Origin of the sequence: Pseudoalteromonas lipolytica (genome assembly GCF_003515105.1) — a bacterium.
Taxonomy (GTDB): domain Bacteria; phylum Pseudomonadota; class Gammaproteobacteria; order Enterobacterales; family Alteromonadaceae; genus Pseudoalteromonas; species Pseudoalteromonas lipolytica.
This window is the reverse complement of sequence record NZ_CP032090.1, coordinates 2,700,503-2,720,453: the sequence shown is the minus strand read 5'-3', so window position 1 is coordinate 2,720,453 and position 19,951 is coordinate 2,700,503. Positions and strand designations below refer to the sequence as shown.

The window sequence follows — 19,951 nt, the reverse complement described above, 5'->3', positions numbered from 1 at the left end:
GGGAAAAAATGGGAGAAACAATGAAGTATTATTACTTATTTTGGGGGGGTAACTATGACCTTATGGCTTAGTGCTGGCATCATTTTTACCCTATTAGCAATTGCGGTTATTTTATTTAAATGGGGTACTGTAAGGTGTGTAGGTGTCACACCGGTGAGAACATTTACGTTCATAGCAATTTTATTTACATCAGGCCTAGACGTTGGCTTGATTATGTTTCCACTGACAGAGTTTGCAGGTTATGCAGACATAAAAGCAAGCCCAGAGTATGCGTTTGCCAATCCATTAGCCATTGAGTTTGGTTTTTGGGGCTTCTTGATCTGGGGATTTTATTTCCTTACGTGCTTTTATTTCTGTGTAATAGAACCCAAAGTGAAGTTTTTTGAGATCGCTTGGGTAAAACTAATTAATAACATCGTTATTATTGGTACATGCGCATTTACTGCATTTTTACTACTGTCGAACCTACCGTGGTATTTACCTTCATTAGGTGATGGTGAGTCAATTATTCCGACTTTCTACTTACTGGTGTTTGCAGCAATCTGTTTTGCTGTGTACTCGAGCACTGATATTAAATATGTGCGCTTTTTAAGTATTTCTACAACATGGTTGTTTATCGCATTAATTGCGTTTATGTGGGTCGGTGCCTTTGTTGGCTCTGAAGCGCAAACATCAGCATTTGTTGATAACTTAGCGTTAATAGGTGGCTATTTTGGCAACATCGATGAGTTTGTATTACCCCTAAATGATTACCATGCTTTTTATCTATTTTGGTGGTTTGCGTGGAGTATTATGATTGGTCAATTTACGTCACGTTTTGTAGGTGGTTTAAAAACCTATCAAGTACTCGCTGCAATGTTAATTTTTCCGTCTATTCCTATCGCTATTTGGTTTAGTGTTTTATACCAGTACCACGAAGCGGGTATTGCCACTGCGGGCCTTAAAAACATAGCGATGGTATTTGTTGGTGTGGTGTTTGTGATTAACTCACTCGATTCTTTGATCCGTTTATACACAGATAATCTAAACTTAACGGTGAAGCGTTTAGGCAAACTTAATTATATTGCCTTAAATGTGGTTGCGCTTTCATTACTGACTCTGCTGTTTAAGTTCGACTTTTTACAGATCCAATGGGTTGGTGCGTTAGTTATCGCGTTATTTTTCGGCTGCGCCGTGTTTATTGGCTACAGCAAATATAAAACCGTGAAAAACATCGAAGGCTCGCCAAAAGACAACAAATTAGATTTTACAAAAATAGAAACAGTTAGCTAAGGGAAACCAACATGACAACAAGACAAACAGTATTAGCAACAGCGTTGCCATTGGCACTACTTTCGACATCAGCGATGGCTGACTTATCTACCACCGTTACACTTGCATCTGACTATACCTTTAACGGTGTTAGTCAAACGATGAACGACCCTGCCATTCAGGGTAGCCTAGATTATGCCTTTGCAGATTCAGGCATGTATGTCGGTACGTGGGCCTCAAATGTTGATTTTGGTGAAGGCACCGACATTGAATGGGATGCTTACTTAGGTCATTTTGTTGAGCTCAATGAGGCCCTCAGTGTTGATTATGGTATTGCATATTACTCGTACCACGGTGAAGATTATTCTAGCGATGGTAACTACTTTGAAACCTACGCTAAATTTGGTTATACCAACAGCTTAGGTTTCACAGAGTTGAACTTTTGGTATGCATGGGATTATTTTGGTACCGATGCAGGCCATGTGATTTCTATGATTGCCCACACGGTTGAAATTGCGCCGAATCATGCGATACGTGCAAGCTTTGATATTTCTAACTCGTTAGATGGTAATAAATTTGCGTGGGATGGCAACGATAAATCTTATAACCATTATCGTTTGGCGTACCAAACTAGTTTTGCAGGTTTTGACTTTGAGCTTGCAGGTGAAAACACCAGTCTAGACTGGGATACTGCCGATGAGCGTATCGTCGCGTCTATTTCGCGCAGTTTTGATCTGTAAAAAGAACCCCCTCTATTTATCAAAACGGCTAACCTAGGTTAGCCGTTTTTAATGCTGATAATTAAAACTCTATGCCTTCGTGTTGCATGGCCAAGTCATCAAGCTCGGCTAAGGTATAATCAAACCCTGAGTTATCCGCTTCATAGCGAATCTTCACGCCAAAACCGCCTTGGCATAGGCTGGCTTTAACATTAGCCACAGACCAGTGTCTGAGTTTATTTAAAAAGCGGTTAGCGGTTTGTTGAGAGTCAAAGCGATAACGAACCTCTGATTCCATGTACTTATTAGCCTTTAAATTTTTTCGAGAGTGTATGTAATTGCTCCGCTTAAATCAATTGCTCGTTAAAAAATGCGAGTGTGCGTTGCCAAGAAAGCTCTGCCTGCTTTTCATCATAGCGTGATGTTGAATCGTTATGAAAACCATGGTTTGCTTTCTCGTACATATGCATCGTGTAGGGGACTTGGTGAGCTTTTAAATCAGCCTCATAATCTGGCCAAGTCTCATTCACACGTGTATCGAATTCAGCTAAATGTACCAATAACGGTGCTTTGATGTTTTTTCTAAGCTCTTTAACCGCGGGAGTACCATAGTAAGGCACGCCTGCATTAATTAACGTGCTGTCGATAGCGGCTAAGTAATTCACCATATAACCCCCAAAGCAAAAGCCCACAGCGCCAAGTTTGCCATTGCTGTTTGGGTGTTGTTTTAAGTACTCTGCTGCGGCGACAAAGTCTTGCTGAATTTTTTCTTTATCCATTGAACGCTGCATTGCGCGGCCTTCATCATCGTTACCAGGGTAGCCACCTAACGGGTGCAACGCATCTGGGGCAAACGCAATAAATCCTGCTTTGGCAAGGCGGCGAGCGACATCTTTAATATAAGGATTAAGCCCACGATTTTCGTGAATAACGAGTACAATAGGGCGCTTAGAGGTTAAATTTGTCGGTTCGACTAAATAGCCTTTACCCTCGCCATGCCCTTTAAAGGAGTCGAAGGTTTTATAGCTGGCTTTTATGTCTGGGTCGTTAAAGGATACTTGCTCTGCTAAGGCGTAATTAGGCAGTAGAGCACTACTTAATACTGCCATCGAATAACCAAGAGCAACAAGACCACCGAGTTTTTTCATAAAAGTACGACGGTCTATCAAGCCATGGGCATATTCGTCGTACCAATCGAAGGCTTCTTGGGGAATGTGGTTGTGGCGTTGCTCAGTCATACTTATATCCTTTAAAAATGAATTCAGTTTATAACTTTAGACTAATTATCAGTGATTAAAAGCCTGTTCTTTTGTTTGCTTTATGACATCGATAAAACGGCGCTGCCAAATAGCGTTGAATGCTTTATTGAACAAGTATAAGAATATTAAAGGCATTAATAGCAGCTTTAAAATAAGCAACGACAAAATATTTAAAAAGTCGATAAACAAGTCTTCAACGGTGGCCACCATATTACTAATGCCCGAGGTGACGGTGTCGATAATTTTACTCACTTGTGATGATGAATCGTGGTTAAGCGACGCATTCAGGGTGTCAAGTTGCTCGTTTAAGGCGTCTTTTTCTTGATTAAGCGCCATTTGTTGTTCAAGCACAGCATTAAACTTGCCGGTGAGTTGCTGCTTTTGATCGAGTAATGGTTTTGCTTTGGCTAGTTCTTTAAAAGTGATTACCTCAGATAAACTGCGAGTGGCTTGAATCGCTTCTATTTTTTTGTCGAGTTCAGCCATTTGTAGTTTGAGCTCGGTCGCTTGCTGGTGGTTTTTAATTTGTTGATCATTAAGTAACGATAGCTTGTCGAAGAGGGTCTGTTTTTGACTGTCGACTTCGGCTTTTAGCTTTGCTGACAGTGCCGACGTTGTGCTGGCATTATTATTTACGGTAGCCACTTTTTCGCTAACTTGCTCACTTTGTTGGTTTATTTGCTCGTCTAAAAATACTTGGCTTACCAACCCCGTCGTTAGCACCACCGCAGGTACTAAAAAGCGAATAAGGATCAGGCTCGCCATTAATTTATGGCGAAGCGTTGGGTAAAAATCACGCCACTCACAAATAAGGTATGCAATTACTGATACTGTAAAAACACTGCTAAATATGATGCCGGATGAAATCGTGTATAAAATTCGCTGTAAAAATAGTGAGCCAATGGCAAGACGCATCGCATCCGACATGTACTCCGCTAAATCGTTGACGGGGTCAAGTAGCTGAGCTGGTTGAATACTGGCTATACCAATACCGACTTCGGCGGATTGTAATAAAGAAATTGCCGCATTGACGGTACGTGAAGACGCATACACAAGAGTCGATTGCAGCAGGGCGCTGTCAATAAAGCTCATAATATACTGCTGAAACTGTTCTAACCAACACAGCCGTAACAGTACTATGAGGCTTAAATACTTGATAATATGTTGTTTACTTAGCATAACGCCCTCTGAAATTTGTACGCTTACCTACGCTACACTAATCATAGGCGTTGAAGCAATGAACTCAGATTGAATTATTTTAGTGGTTAACGGTCTATGAATGACGATTAACTGCGGTGAGGAACTATGAAAGAACCTGTATCTATTGGGCAATGCCGTATTGAAGACTTAGATCCCGTTCAAGATCTCGGGCGATTGGTGTCGTATTTGCGCTCTAATTTAGTGACTCACCTAGACTGTGCTCTAAAAAGTAAAGAACTGACTTCGGCACAATACATTGTGGTGGTACTGCTTGCTCGAGGAAAAGTAACAACGTTGGCTGAACTGTGCGAGCACATGGTGTATGACCGTGGTGCCATGAGTCGCCTATTAAGCCGTTTAGAAGATAAAGGGTTAGTGGCTAAACAGCAGTCAATAGAAGATCGCCGTTCAACCATTTTATGCCTTACAGAAAAGGGCAAACAGCTTTATCCTGAGATACTGCCCACCGTTAATGATATTTACCGTGAGGCATTAGCGGGCTTTTCTGAGGATGAGAAAAACCAACTTGCCAGCTTACTCTTTAGAGCGATTCATAATTTAAAAGCATAAATTTCTCTAAGCGGTACATTGTCGCTGCCGTGTCGTTTTGATAATATAGTTGCCTAGGCATTTAATTTAATAAATACCGGGTTGTTATGTTTGAATCATCGTTACTCGCTCAGCTTCAAGCTCAGTTTCCATCACATCAATTTAGTCGTGAAGGCTTGTCTGTATTGCATACAGGGCGCTTTGCCAATGCAATTGTGTATCGTTATAAAGATGCACAACACGATTTAATCATTAAAGATTTTCAGCATAGCCCGTGGTGGGTTAGAAAAACCATTGCTCCACTGTTTATAAATCAAGAGTACAAGGGATTGTCACGGCTTAAAGGTGTTGACGGTGTGGTAGACCACTTTTGTCGTTTATCGCCTATTGCCATTGCCTATGATTTTATTGAAGGTACACCACTAAGAGAGCTTGCATTGCAACAGCAGCAATTACCGCGCGACTTTTTTAAAGAGTTTGAGCGTTTAGTCGCAAAAATGCATCGCCACGGTGTGGTGCACTTAGACCTGCGTAATCTGGGTAATGTGATTTGTTCACAAGACGGTAAGCCCTATATCATTGATTTTCAGTCGGCAATTCGGTTTGCTCGTTTTCCACGTTGGTTGCAGCGCTTTATGCGAGGGGCTGATATGAGTGGGGTTTATAAAGCATGGCAAAAACTAGCAAACGACTCATTACCGCAAGCAAAAGCGGCGTATTTGCATGACTTTAATCATGTTCGTAAACGCTGGATTTTTAAAGGATACCCGCTACAGCGAGCATATGTGTGGGGCAGTGGCGTTGTCACACAAATTTTAAACTCTGACTTTATTCGCAGTATTTTTGAAAGGTTCTAAAAAGCGCGTTTGCACGCGCTTCATGAAAGAAAACTAGTATTTAGGCCACCCATTCGCATCCCAATTAAGTGTGCTAATAAGCAGCTTTGGTCTGCCATTGTCACCCGCATCATATGCATGGCGCACAATCACATCGGTATTAAGGATATCTTGTCCACCTGGACCGACCCACTGGCTGTTACCTGCATCAAGGATACTACCACCCCCTGATAGCATGTTGTTACCATTTTTATCAAGGTAAGGGCCACGGATATCAGTTGAACGGCCGTATGCAATTCGATAGGTACTGTTAGTGCCTTCACAACACTTACCCATAGAAACGAATAAGTAGTAGTAACCTTGGCGATAGATAATAGTAGGGGCTTCTATACCACCAGAGCGACTCGCTAATGAGTAAATTTCGCCAAAGGGTTTCATGGTCATTGGGTTAATGCGCGTAAGCTTGATCCCTGAATTCCATGAGCCAAATGTAAGCCAAGGCGCACCATCTTTAGCCACGATTAAATCGGGATCAATCGCGTTGTAATTATTGCTATTTGTGGTGTTGATCACTAAGCCATCATCACGCCAATTGCCTGCGGCCACGCTACTGGCTGATGCTAAACCGATGGCACTGACTCGTGAACCAAATGTCGAAATAGCGTAGTATAACCAGCTGCGATTATTGTATCGTTTTAATTCAGGCGCCCACACATCTATTCCATCATGATCAGGTACATAGTTGCCCCACCAAGCAAGTCCGTTTGGAAAAACAGGTAAAGCATCATTCCAATCTACGCCATCACTTGAGTATTTGCCGTAAATACCGGGACCTGTTTGAAAAATCCACCATGTGCCATTTTCGTAACCAATAGTCGGATCATGGGTCACTAAACTGCCTGTTAATGGCCAGTGATTGGCTGCACCATTGGTGGTCGATGGGTCAAAAGGAGTGGATTCTACATTGGCGAGTTTAGTAAGTTGCCATTGCTGAGCATCACTGCCATTGTAACTCCACTGACTAATATTCGCGCCATCATTACCATTAAATTCATATAAGTCGAGTGCTTTACCGCTGTGATCATTGATAAAGCTATAATAGCCACTGCCTTCTTCATTGATTTGCCAGTGCTGACTGGCAATGTTTGCATACTCATATTGTACAACGTTGCCTCCATCGTCAGTCGAGAAATCAAATACTTCGAGAGCTTTACCACTGTTCAAGTTAATGACCGAATAATTACTGCCGCCAATGTTGGTAATTAGCCAGCGCTGTGTATCGTGGTTCGTATTCCCCCATTGACTCACGTTTGCGCCATCATTGGTTTGGGCGTTACCAACTTCGACAAGTTTTTCACTGTATTTCGATTTAATCGTATAGACGCCGTTATCAATGGCATAGGCACTCGGTAACAGCAAACTGGCGGCTAATCCGATAACGCCAACTGTATTTTTAGAAAGTATCATTGTGTCTCCAAATCATTGTTTTTGAGCTTTCCTTGGTGTGTTCTGATCCTAGGATTAGTTTGAAGAAATCAAACTATTTATAATACTTTATTATATTATTATTTTTGTAAAGGTTTTGGTGAAATAAATTAACAAATAATTTACTTGGTGGCGGTTAGAGAGGGAAGTTATAAAAAAGCCACTCAGTGAGTGGCTTTAAAAATTATTGACTAATAAACTGATTAGGAATGTCCCATTGTAGGGTGTGTAATTGACCCTGCCATGTCTGAATTGTGACCCACAATTTGTCATCGGCCGAAATAGCTTTCGGGGCTATTGCATGTGCGTGTTGACCATGTGCCGTTCCATGCATAAGGCCTTCTTCATCTTTTGCAAATTCAGTGAGTGGCAGCGGCGCTTCACCTATATTTAAATAGGCTTGACGTATATTGCTAATATCACCTTGATTAAAGGCGATAAAGAAATCTTTTACATACTCGTTATGATGCGAATAGGGGGCATCTTCATTAAGTGGCATTGGCGCAATTTTAAACTCACCTGCTTGTTGTTCTTGCCAAAGAGCAGGGAATTGTGGGTTGAGCGATTGGTAAATAAACCACACCGGTAAGGCGAGCACAATTGCATGTAACAGGTACTTTTTACGTTGCCACCACGTTGCGTTTAAACGTGCCATTAGTTTGCCTCCTGAATGTTATTAACGGGCGCAGCTTGGCGTGCTTTTTCAGGTTTACTTTTTACCAATTTAGAGGTGTACATCATAAACCCTGTGACCGACATACCACTTAAAATTAAGCCAAAGATAAACCAGATAACTTTGGTCCAAAGGCCACCAATATTACCGTAATGAAGGGGGTCGGTAATGTGCGATAGAGTTTGTAATCCTGTCATTGTTTCTGGACTTTTGCTGGCTGCAATCTCACCGGTCCATGGATTAACAGAGGTTGAGTACGCGTAGTTATCATAAAAAATCGTATCACCACTGCCCATAATGTTGAACATACCGCGATTATGCTCTGGTAGCATCACATAGCTCGGTTTAAAGTCGGGATACTTTGCTTTTGTGGCTGCTAATGCGGCTTTTAAATCAGTTGGTGGTGTTTGTTTTGTGGCGGGCAATGTCGACACCGCCACTAACGGGGCGTGCTCTTCAATATCAATTTCGTTGTGCCACATAAAGGCTTGTACAAAATACCATAAGCCAGTCAACGCCATGATTGCCATAAACCAAATTGACCATACTCCGCTGAGTGTATGTAAGTCCTTGAGGAAGGTTTTACGGCCTTGATTAAAGCGCAATTTTGGTTGCGTAAATGCACGCCAGAAATTCTTATAAATAACTAAGCCAGTGATTAGGGCACCCAGAATAACAAATGCCATTGCGCTTACTAAGTAATAACCAATGCTGTAGCCTTCTTGCCAAGGGAAAAATAACCAACCATGCAGGGTACGCATAAACTCAATAAACGAAATGGTGCTGTTTACAGCCTGCACTTCGCCAGTGTATTGATTGACGTAAGCAACAGCATAAGGTTTGTCTGTGTTGGTAAAAATGACTGCGTTTACAAGGTAAGGCTCATAAGTAAGTACACTCATAACATCGGCACTTGGGTAAGCACTTTCTACGCTTTCAATAACCTGATCAACAGGCATCGCCGGTAAATTATTAGGGTTAGTTGCGCGTGCTTCGCTGTTGGTTAACCACGTCAGTTCATGGCTTATTACTGAAATTGTGCCCGTAACACAGATAAAGCAGAATAACACCCAGATAGGCAGCGAAAACCAACCGTGTAGCTGGAACCAAAGACGTTTACTCATGAAAAATAGCCCGACATTTAATTGATGATAGTAATTGTTATCATTCAAATTGTACTACAAAGCTTTAATGAAACACAATCTCTGTCGTCGCGAGGTAAAAAAGGTGCTATTCAGCACCTTTCTCATGTGTGTGATTAAGTGTAACGATCCGCTGTGGGAAGGGAATGTCGATATCTGCACCCTGAATAGCGCTGAATACTTTGCGGTTAACCGAGAGCTTGGTTTCAATAATTTTGGTCGTCGGCACCCAATAACGATAACTTAATGTCACGCCGCTGTCTGCAAAGCGCTCGATACCCACTTGTGAATGAGGCTCGTCGGCAACTAATTCGTGCTCTTTTAATACTGTTTCGATGAGTTCAATTGCTAAGTCTGCGTTGGCATCGTAGGCAATATCAATTTCACCTTTTACCAGTGAATAACTAAACGAATTATGTAAAATTTCACCAACAATGTGTTTGTTTGGGATAGTGATTTCGACTTTTTCTTCGTTAATCAAAATAGTATACCCAAGTTCAATAGTTTTAACTTGTCCGCTAACGCCCTTTACTTCAATCGTGTCGCCAACAACAAAAGGGCGCGTGGCAATGATTGCAAGACCAGCCCCATAATTTGACAGCATACCTTGCAGTGCTAAACCAGCCCCTAACGATGCAGCACCGATTGCTGCAACAAATGGCGTAACACTGATGCCTATTTTACCCAGTGCGATAACCAAAAACATAATAATAAGCAGTACTTTAACAACGTTACTGACAAAGTTAGTTAAGGTTATGTCAATGTTGTGCCGTTGCATTAATCCAGCAATCATTTTTGATACTTTTTGTGCGACCCATAAACCAAAGAACAGGATTAAGATGGCACCAAAAATTTGCATGCTGTAGGTAACGAGGTATTCGGTAATCAAGTGGTAGTATTTTTCAACTTGTTGTAATTCAGAATCGATCATGTGTTTTCCTAACAAGGTTACTGCTTGCCCTGACTATACCAGAGCATGTTGTAAAACAGGATAGAGTAAGGGCACTATTATAGCGCTTAAAAGCGCACTCAGTGCCATTGCGACCGATGCAAATGCGCCGGCTTTTGCCTCTTCAGTAATAAGTGAGGCGGTGCCAATAGCATGACACGCGGTGCCGATGGCAACACCTTTAGCTTGTGCATTACGGATGTTTAATAGCGAAAAAATTAAATTGCCAAAAATCCCACCCAGTACACCAATAAAAATAACCATTGCAGCAGCAAGAGAAGGAATACCGCCCAGTGCATCCGTGACAATTAACGTGATGGGCGTTGTAACAGAAAGGCTGGCAAGCGATGCACTAAGCTCAGCGGGGGCAGCAAAAAAATAGCAAATGAGTGAGGCAACAACAGTGGCGTTAATCACCCCTAAGCTACAGCTAATCACGATGAGTAATAGGTTTCTTCTTACGTGCACAAACTGCTGATACAGCGGCAAAGCGAGGGCGACTATCGCCGGTTCTAATAACCAGCTGAGTATTTTGCTGTGCTCAGCAAACGGCGCATAAGGTAAGTCGAGTGTTACAAGTAACGCAGCAATAATCAAAATAGCCCAGCAAACAGGGTTGCTAAGTGCTTTAGAAACACCGTGAGTTGTTTTGTTGTTGAGGACTCTTAGTAACAAAAAAAGGCAAATAATGACTGGAACGCTTAACCACCATAAATTAGTCGTCATTTTCACGCCCCTTAAAATAGGCGATAACGCCACCAATGAGCAATACGCTGCTCAAAGGCACAATAATAAATACAGTGAGCAGAAGCGACCAATGTTGACCAATTAAACCAAGGTGCTCAACGATGCCAACGCCCGCTGGAATAAAAAATAATGGCATGTAATTTAACAGAGGGCTGGCTGTCGGTTTTAGCTGATGCTCTTTAACAACCCCCGTTAATAGCAGTAAAAGTAACATGACCATAGCGAGCAATGGCGCAGGAAAAGAGCTGTTAAGTAACAGGCTTAAATACTTAGCGACCGCTAAGCACGCAAGAATAATGGCACTACTGAACAGGTATTTCATGATAGATGGAAAATGGCTTGTGAAAGTTCAACTACATCATACCCTTGTCAGTAGTACTATGCGACTTTAGCTTACCATGACTTGGCGTTGTTAAACTCAATATCATCTGCTCCTTTTGCTTTAGCAATGGCTTTTTTGGTATTTGGGTTCATCAATAAGCGAATTTGGCTCCAGGTTTCTTTTGCTAAGATTTTACGTTGCTGCGAGCGATAGCTCTGTTGAGTAAGCCGCTTAATTGCTGCCAATGTATCTGGTGAACGCGCCATAAGGGTTTCGAGCATTGCCGCGGTGTGTTTATCAACATCATCTGTAAGCTGGGTAACAAGCCCATAGTCTTTAGCGTCCTCAGCAGATACGGGACCGGCATGACTTGCCAACCAGAGTGCTTGGTCACGTTTCATTAATCCTGCAAGCACCACATTTGCTCCCATATCGGGGCATAACCCCCAGCGTGCTTCCATAATCGCCAGTTTGGCGTGTTTATCTACAATTCGGTAATCGGCACCGAGTGCTATTTGCATCCCTCCGCCAAAGCAATGCCCCGAAATTTTTGCGATTACAGGAATACTTAAATCTTGCCAGCCTAAGACCACTTTTTGCGCAAGGTTCTGATTGCCCGGCAGCCACTTAAAAAGCAGCTTCATGATGTTACTGGGCTTTTTCATAACGGCTGCGACATCGAGCCCAGAGCAAAAGTGTTCACCTTCACCACTAATCACCACAGCGCGTAAGCGAGGGTCACGTTTAATTTTTTTGATGACGCGTGACAGCTCGACAAACATATCAAAACTAAGCGCATTTTGCTTTTCTGGACGAGCAAGGTAAACCCAAGCGACGTGTTGTTTTATTTCTAGCTTTATCATGGCAACTCCTCTGACCTGTGTGTTAGAGCTTACGAGCTAATGACAAGTATGTAAAGAAATGCTGATGTGTCGCAAAGAAACGTTATTTTTTTCAAAAAACGGTAACTCTGTCATATGCTTGATTACAAATTGATGTATATTTTTAAAACAAAGAAGCAGGTTTTCAACTAGCTCAATTTTGCTATCGGTAAGATACTGGCTCAAACTTTCGCAAAATACCACGACACGACTAGACTTAGCGTTAAGTCGCGCTACAAGGAGTATACATATGCTGATGCGCAAAACAGCTCGCATAAAGAATCAATCATCATCTTTTATAACAACCGCCTTATTTACCGTGGCTTTTAGCTCGGCTTTAGTAGGCTGTTCCGATGATAAATCAACGAAACAGGCTACGCCGCCACCGGCGGTATCTGTTTTTAATGTTGTTACCCAAGAAGTCGGAGATTATCGAGAGTTTGTCGCCCGCACTGAAGCGTTTCAAGAAGTTAAAATTAGAGCCCGTGTTGAGGGGGAGCTCATTGAGCGTCACTTTGACGAAGGATCTGCGGTTGAAAAAGATCAGTTATTATTGCGTATAGACCCGTCTGAATACCGCTCCACGGTGGCCGAGGTTGAAGCCGATCTTAAAAGTAAAAAGGCTGCTGCAAGTGCTGCTCAAAGAGACTTAAAACGGGGTCGAGATGTTGCCTCTCAAGGGTTTATTTCGCAGTCCGATTTAGACAAGTTATTAACTAACTTTGAACAAGCGACAGCCGCGGTGAAAGCAGCCGAAGCTGAGCTTGAAAAGGCAAAGCTGAATTTAAGCTACACTGAAATTCGAGCCCCATTCGCGGGTCGTATAGGTAAAGTGAACTACGATGTGGGCAACATTATTGGGCCCTCATCGAATGAACTGGCAGAGCTGACTGATGTAGACCCCATTTATGTGAGCTTTCAAGTTGAAGAGGCTGACTACATAAGCTACCGACAGCAACATCAAACCCCAGATCGCGACCCACGTGATGTACCTATTGATTTAAGTTTACGATTACCAAATAACTCCGTTTTTCCAGGCAAGGGAGTCCTTGATTTTGCGGATACTAAAATAAATCGAAACACGGGGACCGTTGAATTAAGGGCTTCGTTCGACAACCCCGACGGCATGGTTATGCCTGGCTTGTTTGTTACATTAATAGTCGAGAGCACCAACAAAAAAGAATTAGCCTTGATTCCACAAGTTGCAGTACAAGAAAATCAACAAGGTAAGTTTGTACTTGTTGTTAATGATGAAAACACAGTATCGATGCGCGTTGTGAAACTTGGTCGTCGTATTAACGCGATGTGGGTGGTTGAATCAGGCCTTGAAGCAGGCGAAAAGGTGATTATTGAAGGCTTACAAAAAGTCCGCCAAGGTGCAGAAGTCAAAGCCGTTGAAAAAAATGTTGATGCAACAACGGGCACTATTACTAGCAAAGCCAACTCTTAGGGGGCAGAGATGATTAGTAAAACGTTTATATCTCGCCCTAAATTTGCGCTGGTAATATCGATAGTCATTACGATTGCGGGTTTAATCTCAATGACATTATTGCCGGTGAATATGTACCCGCAGATCACGCCACCGCAAGTACAAATTTCGACAAGTTACCCCGGAGCCAGTGCTCAAATAGTGGAAGAGTCGGTGATCAGGCCCATTGAAGAGCAAGTCAATGGGGTTGAAGACATGATGTACATAGAATCGACTTCGACAAATAACGGCACGGCAAATATTACTGTTTATTTTAAGGTTGGTACTGACACAGACATAGCACAAGTGAACGTGCAAAATCGTGTTGCGCTCGCTGAAGCGGGATTACCTGAAGAAGTAAAGCGCCAAGGGGTATCGGTTAAGAAAAAGTCGAGCTCTATGTTGTTAGGGATTAACCTTTACTCAAGTAAAGATAATATCGACGCTATTTTTCTAAGTAACTATGCAACAAACTATTTAACGGAGCCACTTGGTCGTATAAATGGGGTTGCTTCTGCGGAGGTGATGGGTGAGCAAACCTATTCGATGCGTTTATGGCTTCGCCCAGATCGAATGGCATCATTAGGCTTAACGGTGGCCGATGTTCGAAGCGCATTGCAAGAGCAAAATACCATTGTTGCAGCAGGTAAGTTAGGCGCGGCTCCTACGGGGCCCAGTCAGCAATTTGAATATTCGATTCAAGCAAAAGGGCGCTTAAAAACCCCAGAGGAATTTGGCCAAACCATTATTCGTTCGAGTAAAGACGGTAATTTTGTTCGTTTACATGATATTGCCCGTATCGAAATGGGGGCGGCAAGCTACAGCACCTCCGCTAAATTGAATCAGCAAGATACAGCATTTATCGTTATTTATCAGTTAACAGAAGCCAATGCCACGCAGGTTGCAGAGGATGTTAAAGCCCGTATGGCTGAGCTGGCAAAGCAGTTACCCGATGGCATCGAGTATTCTATTCCTTACGATACAACCGAATTCATTAATCGTTCTATTGAAGAAGTAGTGGTAACCCTTTTACAAGCGGTTGGTTTGGTTATTTTAGTGGTATTTTTGTTTTTACAAAATTGGCGCGCAACCCTGATTCCCACTGTTGCTATTCCGGTGTCTTTGGTGGGGACGTTTGCTTTTATGATGATGATGGATTACTCCATTAACTTAATCACCTTATTTGGTTTAGTACTGGCAATCGGTATTGTGGTGGATGATGCGATTATCGTTATAGAAAATGTTGAGCGTATTTTAAAAGAAGAGAAACTACCAATAAAAGAAGCCGTTACTAAAGCAATGGAACAAGTGTCTGGGCCTATTGTTGCAACCACACTGGTGTTGCTAGCGGTGTTTGTACCGGTTGGATTTATGCCTGGCATCACCGGAGAGTTATATAAACAGTTCTCGGTGACTATTTCATTTGCAGTGCTAATTTCCTCGGTGAATGCATTAACCTTGAGTCCGGCGCTTTGTACGCTATTACTCAATGAAAAAGCGATGAAACCGATTAAGTGGCTAGCCCCATTTGAAAATATTATTACGCGCTCGACCAGTGGCTACAGTAAAGTCGTTAACTTTATTCTAAAGCGTAGCGCACGAATAGCGCTGTTTGCGGTTATCATTTTTGCGGCCGCGGGATGGTTAGTTAAAGCAGTCCCCACCGGATTCGTGCCAGCCGAAGACCAAGGTTTTCTATTTGTTGATGTGCAACTGCCAGATGCTGCGGCAAGTAACCGCACCAAAGAAGTCATGCATAAATTGGGTGATATTATTAAAAATGAACCCGCAGCAACTGATTTTATCGCCGTTTCAGGTTTTTCATTATTAGGCGGTGCAGGTTCAAATAATGCCTTGGGTATTGTGGTACTAAAAGATTGGGAAGAGCGCACAGACGCTAATTTAGGTCTGCGAGCGGTGTTAGGTCGTTTGATGGGGCAGTTTTGGGCGATGCCAGACGCACAGATAATGGCATTTAACCCGCCATCAATACCGGGGCTTGGCACCAGTGCCGGTTTTGAATTTAGACTGCAAGACAGTGAAGGGCGTGAACCCGCTGCGCTTTCTCAGGTGCTTAACGGCTTAGTATACGAGGCTAATCAACGGCCTGAACTGTCAAATGTGTACAGTACATTCAGAGCAAATGTTCCGCAGTACTTTTTAGAAATTGACCGTAATAAAGCCAAAGCACAAGGTGTGGCGTTGAGTGATATCTTCTTAACGCTGCAAGCACAGCTAGGTTCTTTGTACGTTAATGACTTTAATCAATTTAGCCGAACGTATCGGGTCATAATGCAAGCCGAAAGTCAGTATCGTCAAAACCCCGCAGACTTACAGTACTATTACGTGCGTAACGACGAAGGGGTAATGGTTCCTTTAACAACACTGGCCAAACTTGAACCGATTCTTGGCCCGACAAGTTTAACGCACTTTAATTTGTACCGAAGTGCCAGTATCAGTGGCCAGCCAGCGCAAGGGTATTCAAGTGGGGATGCGATTGCTGTTATGCAAGAATTGGCCGCTAAGCTACCCTCTGGGTACGTGTATGAGTGGGCAGGGCAATCTAAGCAAGAAATTGAAGCGGGCAACGTCGCGCCAATTTTATTTGGTTTAGCGGTCGTATTTGTTTATTTGTTCTTAGTTGCGCAGTACGAAAGCTGGACGATTCCATTTTCAGTTATTGCAGCTGTTCCTTTAGCTTTGTTTGGTGCCATGCTTGCACTGTACGTGATTGGGATGGAAAACAATATTTATGCGCAAGTTGGTTTAGTGTTGCTGATAGGTCTGTCGACGAAAACGGCCATATTAATTGTTGAATTTGCGATGGAAGAGCGTGCCGCCGGAAAAGGCATCGTTGAGGCAGCACTCAACGCAGCAAAATTGCGTTTTAGAGCGGTATTAATGACGGCCTTGTCATTTGTGCTTGGCGTATTACCGCTTGTGTTTGCGAGTGGGGCAGGGGCAGGCAGCCGAATATCATTAGGTGTGACTGTGCTCTTTGGTATGCTAGCGGCCACTATTTTTGGCACGTTGCTTGTTCCGCTATTTTATACATTAGTGCAAGCTATGCGTGAAAAAGTGAAAGGCCAAAGGGTCGAAAACTAAAAAAGAGACACTAACGATAAAAAAGTCAGGGTAACCTGGCTTTTTTTTTGGCAAAACAGAAAAGAGGTTTGTTATCATACCTAAAATAACGCAGTTTGCATGTGCAGAGGGTTTAAGGAATGGCTGGTCCACGCTTATATAGTGAAGAAGAAGTAACACATCAGGCGTATGATATCTTTTTAGAGTTAGCACCCGATAACTTAAGCGAACAAGATATTAATGATTTTAACGAGCACAGAGAAGAGTTAGGTTTTATCGAAGAAAGTGAGCCTGACGATCAATGGCAAGATTTTGTTGCATTAGAAATTGAACCTGAGCTGTTTGTACAAGTCTTAGTAGGGCTTGAGTTTGATAACCAAGATATTTTATTTGCCAAGATTTTAATTAGCCGAGATAAAGATGCACCGTTTTGCCACATTCTCTGGAAAGATAGCGAATAACTCTCCAGCCGATGTTTGACTCTACTTTTTGTTGTCTTAGTACAATTAAACGTGTTTTTTTAGCCGCCTTACTGCTTAGCAGTTGGCAGGCTATTGCTGTTGATCCATTTGAAGATTTTCATGAATACGGGCAGTTGTCAGAAGAAGAAATCCATAAAATCCATAAAGGCGAAATGCTGTATGGTGATATGGAGTTCGGTTTTATGGTAAGTAGAGGCAATACCAATTCAACGAGTTTCAAGTTCAAAGGTAACCTTTATCAAGACTTTGAAAAGTGGCGTAATCAATTCAAAATAGACACGCTTTACAAACGCGATCGCAATGAAGAAACCGGCGATGAAGAAGTATCAGCAGATCGTATTTTTGTCTCGGGGCAAGGAAACTATAAGCTGAACGTGAAAAATGAGTCTTTTTTCATTTACGGAGATTACGAAGAAGATAAATTTAGTGGTCTTGAGTTTAAGAGTACGGTTGCAACAGGGTATGGCAATCGTATTTATCAAGGCAGTAAAAATAAAGTCGATATAGACGTTGGACCGGGCCTTTATCGTTCAGTTGCCGATCAAGAAATTGCAACGGAAGAAGACGAAACAAAAACCGGTTATCTGCTTCGTTTAGCGTTGCAATGGGAGCGCACCGTTTCTGAGCGCACACGCTTTAATCAAGATGTGAGTTACGAGCAATCTTTGTCAGGTCTTAACTCGCGATTAAAGTCAGAAACATCATTGATCAGTAAGATTATGGGCGATGTGTCACTTAAATTTACCTATATGTATCGCTACAACTCAAAACCAGAGGAAGACAAGCTTAAGTATGACTCAGAGCTAAGTGCGACCTTTGTTTATAGCTTCTAATTAGAGAATTCTTTATGTATCAACATAAGCAATACGCAGTGTTTATTTTTGTTGTTTTGGGCTGGATAGGTGGTTTTCTTGCCTTGGCGTGGAACTTAATCGGCGCAGATGTGCCATTAATGGGGTTTTGCGCTATTTTAGTGTTAGTGGCTTTTTTATTTCATAGCTTAACTATTAAAGTAACCGATAAAACAGTGAGCTGGGCATTTGGGCCGGGTGTATTTGGTAAAACGGTGAGCTTTGACGACATTGAATCAGTCAGAGCGGTCAGTAATTCATTTCGCCATGGAATTGGTTTACGAATAACTCACGATGGCTGGGTTTACAGTGTATCAGGGTTTAAAGCTGTAGAATTAGCAATGAAAGATGGCACTCACTATCGTTTAGGCACCAACGACCAAGAAGGCTTGCTAGCGGCATTGCAGGCACACATAACTGAACCTGAATCTAAGCCAGAGCCGGAACATAAACCAGAACCAGAGCAAGTGGATGATTAATTAAGCGAATTGGTATAAAAAAAGCGCCTCAGGCGCTTTTTTATACTGCGAGTTTAGTGGCTGTGACCACAACCGCCTTCACCGTGCACATGACCATGTGCTAACTCTTCTTCTGTTGCATCACGTACTTCAAGTACTTCAACATCAAAGTGTAAAGTAATCCCTGATAATGGGTGATTACCATCAACAATCACTTCTTCATCTTGGATATCGATGATCATCACTGATTGATCGCCTGCATCGGTTGTTGCACGAAACTGCATACCCACTTCAATGTCCATCCCTTCAAACATTGACTTAGGTACAGCTTGCATTAAGTCGTCGTGACGCTCGCCATAGCCTTGGTCTGGTTCAACGGTAACACTGAAAGTATCGCCAGCTTCTTTACCTAGTAGTGCGTTTTCTAGGCCTGGGATCAAGTAACCTGTGCCAACGATAAACACCAGTGGTTCACCATCAAACGAGTTGTCGATGGTGTTTTTGTTATTATCCAATACTGAATAATGCATTTTTACCACTTTGTTTTCTGCTGCGATCATAGTCATTCCTATTTATTCATCTTCGAGAGAGTAAGGCAGAGCTTGAATCGATAGCTCAACCTGAGGGAGGTGTTTAGCACGTAATAATTGGCCTGTTTCATTGTCATTCGGTAACACAACGAGTCCCATTAAAGTGCGCGTTTCTTGATTATAACTTTGACTGATAAGCTTGCCAGCGCGACGCCAGTTTTCACCCATTTGTGTTTCGAGTTCAAGCTCATCGAGTAAACCATCTGCTTCACCCGCAACGATATACATGGCGCGCTTGTTTTTGCCAAGATACTTCATACGGGCAACGGTTTCTTGGCCTGTGTAACAGCCTTTTCTAAAGCTGATACCACCAATCGCGTGTAGGTTAACCATTTGTGGCACATATTCGCCAATGGCCTCACTGTTAAGTGAAGGCTCACCCGCGGCAATCGCTGCTTGTTGCCATTGGGCATCGTTATCGAGTGCAATAACGTTTTCGGGTAAACTAAAGTCACTATTGACCATGAGTAACACGCGGTTTTCTGCAAGCTTAAGGGCTTTACCGTCGGCAAAATCGACAGCCGTTTGCTCATCATTAAATTGAATATTAAGTGCCTCTAGCACCTCTGAGAGGTCATCACCCATCAAACCAATTAATGGCTTTTCACAGGGGTCTATTTCAACAGCAGAAAAGACCGCATATTTTTTTAACTCAACCAGAGACTGCTCAACTTCGGCTTTAGAACCAACAAGGTAGTAACTGTCTTGGTAGGTAAACAAGCGAAAAACGCCCCAAAGCTTACCTTTGGCATTACAGTGGCCCGCCCACAAGAACGTATCATTAGTGAGCTTATTGATATCCTGTGTAATTTGTCCGTGAAGGTAAGACAACTTATCTTTACCTGTTAGGCTGATAAGCGTATGAGATAATGGACTTGCGTAAACAGTCGACATAAAAACCTTCTTTACGATATAAATGAGTGCTAATGATAACTTAGTTAGGGTGGCAATTTAAATAGCTGTTTATTCGATAGCAATTTGTTAAACTGCTGACAAATAAGTACG

21 protein-coding genes are annotated in these 19,951 nt (G+C 42.5%); 9 read left to right on the top strand and 12 right to left on the bottom strand.

Translation table 11 applies throughout. The features are described 5' to 3' along the window. The first annotated feature begins 54 nt into the window (after positions 1–54). Together D0907_RS12255 and D0907_RS12250 are read left to right on the top strand one after the other, a co-directional pair. Positions 55–1,272, top strand: coding sequence for a choline transporter (locus tag D0907_RS12255; protein ID WP_075594441.1), 1,218 nt, complete (start codon positions 55–57; stop codon positions 1,270–1,272). A gap of 11 nt (positions 1,273–1,283) precedes the next feature. Continuing rightward, positions 1,284–1,991, top strand: coding sequence for a TorF family putative porin (locus D0907_RS12250; RefSeq protein WP_036966552.1), 708 nt, complete (start codon positions 1,284–1,286; stop codon positions 1,989–1,991). A gap of 61 nt (positions 1,992–2,052) precedes the next feature. On the opposite strand, the gene D0907_RS12245 is transcribed toward D0907_RS12250, so the two are convergent. Genes D0907_RS12245 through D0907_RS12235 form a run of 3 tightly spaced genes read right to left on the bottom strand, consistent with a single transcriptional unit; the run spans position 2,053 to position 4,321 of the window. Next, positions 2,053–2,268, bottom strand: coding sequence for a hypothetical protein (locus D0907_RS12245; RefSeq protein ID WP_036966555.1), 216 nt, complete (start codon positions 2,266–2,268; stop codon positions 2,053–2,055). Positions 2,269–2,317: 49 nt separating this feature from the next. Further along, entirely contained in the window at positions 2,318–3,208 is an 891-nt protein-coding gene (locus D0907_RS12240) for a dienelactone hydrolase family protein (RefSeq protein ID WP_118844565.1), read from the bottom strand. Positions 3,209–3,256: 48 nt separating this feature from the next. Further along, complete coding sequence (locus D0907_RS12235) at positions 3,257–4,321, bottom strand: hypothetical protein (RefSeq protein ID WP_244223129.1); 1,065 nt, start codon at positions 4,319–4,321, stop codon at positions 3,257–3,259. 213 nt (positions 4,322–4,534) lie between these two features. Between D0907_RS12235 and D0907_RS12230 the strand changes: the two genes are divergently transcribed. Together D0907_RS12230 and D0907_RS12225 are read left to right on the top strand one after the other, a co-directional pair. After that, on the top strand, positions 4,535–4,999 hold the full coding sequence (locus tag D0907_RS12230) for a MarR family winged helix-turn-helix transcriptional regulator (protein ID WP_036966560.1): 465 nt from the start codon (positions 4,535–4,537) through the stop codon (positions 4,997–4,999). 86 nt (positions 5,000–5,085) lie between these two features. After that, a complete protein-coding gene (locus D0907_RS12225) occupies positions 5,086–5,835 on the top strand; it encodes an RIO1 family regulatory kinase/ATPase domain-containing protein (RefSeq protein ID WP_036966563.1) in 750 nt (249 codons plus the stop codon). A gap of 33 nt (positions 5,836–5,868) precedes the next feature. On the opposite strand, the gene D0907_RS12220 is transcribed toward D0907_RS12225, so the two are convergent. From D0907_RS12220 to D0907_RS12190, 7 genes are all read right to left on the bottom strand, one after another. After that, positions 5,869–7,281 carry a family 43 glycosylhydrolase gene (locus D0907_RS12220; RefSeq protein ID WP_118844563.1) on the bottom strand — a complete coding sequence of 471 codons (1,413 nt, stop codon included), beginning with the start codon at positions 7,279–7,281 and terminating at the stop codon, positions 5,869–5,871. A gap of 202 nt (positions 7,282–7,483) precedes the next feature. Beyond that, a complete protein-coding gene (locus D0907_RS12215; protein WP_036966570.1) occupies positions 7,484–7,954 on the bottom strand; it encodes a hypothetical protein in 471 nt (156 codons plus the stop codon). Beyond that, the gene (locus tag D0907_RS12210) at positions 7,954–9,096 is read right to left on the bottom strand and encodes a PepSY-associated TM helix domain-containing protein (RefSeq protein WP_118844562.1); all 1,143 of its coding nucleotides are present in this window, start codon (positions 9,094–9,096) and stop codon (positions 7,954–7,956) included. The genes D0907_RS12215 and D0907_RS12210 overlap by 1 nt, the downstream gene beginning before the upstream one ends. Positions 9,097–9,202: 106 nt before the next feature. Next, positions 9,203–10,045, bottom strand: coding sequence for a mechanosensitive ion channel family protein (locus D0907_RS12205; protein ID WP_075593798.1), 843 nt, complete (start codon positions 10,043–10,045; stop codon positions 9,203–9,205). A 33-nt stretch (positions 10,046–10,078) separates the two neighbouring features. Next, complete coding sequence (locus D0907_RS12200; RefSeq protein WP_036966578.1) at positions 10,079–10,789, bottom strand: LrgB family protein; 711 nt, start codon at positions 10,787–10,789, stop codon at positions 10,079–10,081. Continuing rightward, entirely contained in the window at positions 10,779–11,132 is a 354-nt protein-coding gene (locus D0907_RS12195; protein ID WP_036966581.1) for a CidA/LrgA family protein, read from the bottom strand. The genes D0907_RS12200 and D0907_RS12195 overlap by 11 nt, the downstream gene beginning before the upstream one ends. 71 nt (positions 11,133–11,203) lie before the next feature. Beyond that, the gene (locus D0907_RS12190) at positions 11,204–11,995 is read right to left on the bottom strand and encodes a crotonase/enoyl-CoA hydratase family protein (RefSeq protein WP_036966584.1); all 792 of its coding nucleotides are present in this window, start codon (positions 11,993–11,995) and stop codon (positions 11,204–11,206) included. A gap of 268 nt (positions 11,996–12,263) precedes the next feature. On the opposite strand from D0907_RS12190, the gene D0907_RS12185 reads away from it, so the two are divergent. The 5 genes from D0907_RS12185 (at position 12,264) to D0907_RS12165 (ending at position 18,377) form a co-directional block, all read left to right on the top strand. Next, the gene (locus D0907_RS12185; RefSeq protein ID WP_230235559.1) at positions 12,264–13,463 is read left to right on the top strand and encodes an efflux RND transporter periplasmic adaptor subunit; all 1,200 of its coding nucleotides are present in this window, start codon (positions 12,264–12,266) and stop codon (positions 13,461–13,463) included. Positions 13,464–13,472: 9 nt separating this feature from the next. Continuing rightward, positions 13,473–16,586 (top strand): efflux RND transporter permease subunit, encoded by a 3,114-nt coding sequence (locus tag D0907_RS12180; RefSeq protein WP_118844561.1) that lies wholly within the window; start codon positions 13,473–13,475, stop codon positions 16,584–16,586. Positions 16,587–16,705: 119 nt separating this feature from the next. Beyond that, a complete protein-coding gene (locus D0907_RS12175) occupies positions 16,706–17,026 on the top strand; it encodes an HI1450 family dsDNA-mimic protein (protein WP_036966590.1) in 321 nt (106 codons plus the stop codon). 11 nt (positions 17,027–17,037) lie between these two features. After that, a complete protein-coding gene (locus D0907_RS12170) occupies positions 17,038–17,880 on the top strand; it encodes a DUF481 domain-containing protein (RefSeq protein WP_118844560.1) in 843 nt (280 codons plus the stop codon). A gap of 14 nt (positions 17,881–17,894) precedes the next feature. After that, a complete protein-coding gene (locus D0907_RS12165) occupies positions 17,895–18,377 on the top strand; it encodes a hypothetical protein (RefSeq protein ID WP_074989039.1) in 483 nt (160 codons plus the stop codon). Positions 18,378–18,430: 53 nt separating this feature from the next. Here the strand turns inward: D0907_RS12165 and D0907_RS12160 are convergent, their stop codons facing one another. Then, on the bottom strand, positions 18,431–18,916 hold the full coding sequence (locus D0907_RS12160) for an FKBP-type peptidyl-prolyl cis-trans isomerase (RefSeq protein ID WP_036966596.1): 486 nt from the start codon (positions 18,914–18,916) through the stop codon (positions 18,431–18,433). 12 nt (positions 18,917–18,928) lie between these two features. After that, positions 18,929–19,840 (bottom strand): tRNA-modifying protein YgfZ, encoded by a 912-nt coding sequence (gene ygfZ, locus D0907_RS12155; RefSeq protein WP_036966598.1) that lies wholly within the window; start codon positions 19,838–19,840, stop codon positions 18,929–18,931. Positions 19,841–19,951 lie beyond the last annotated feature (111 nt).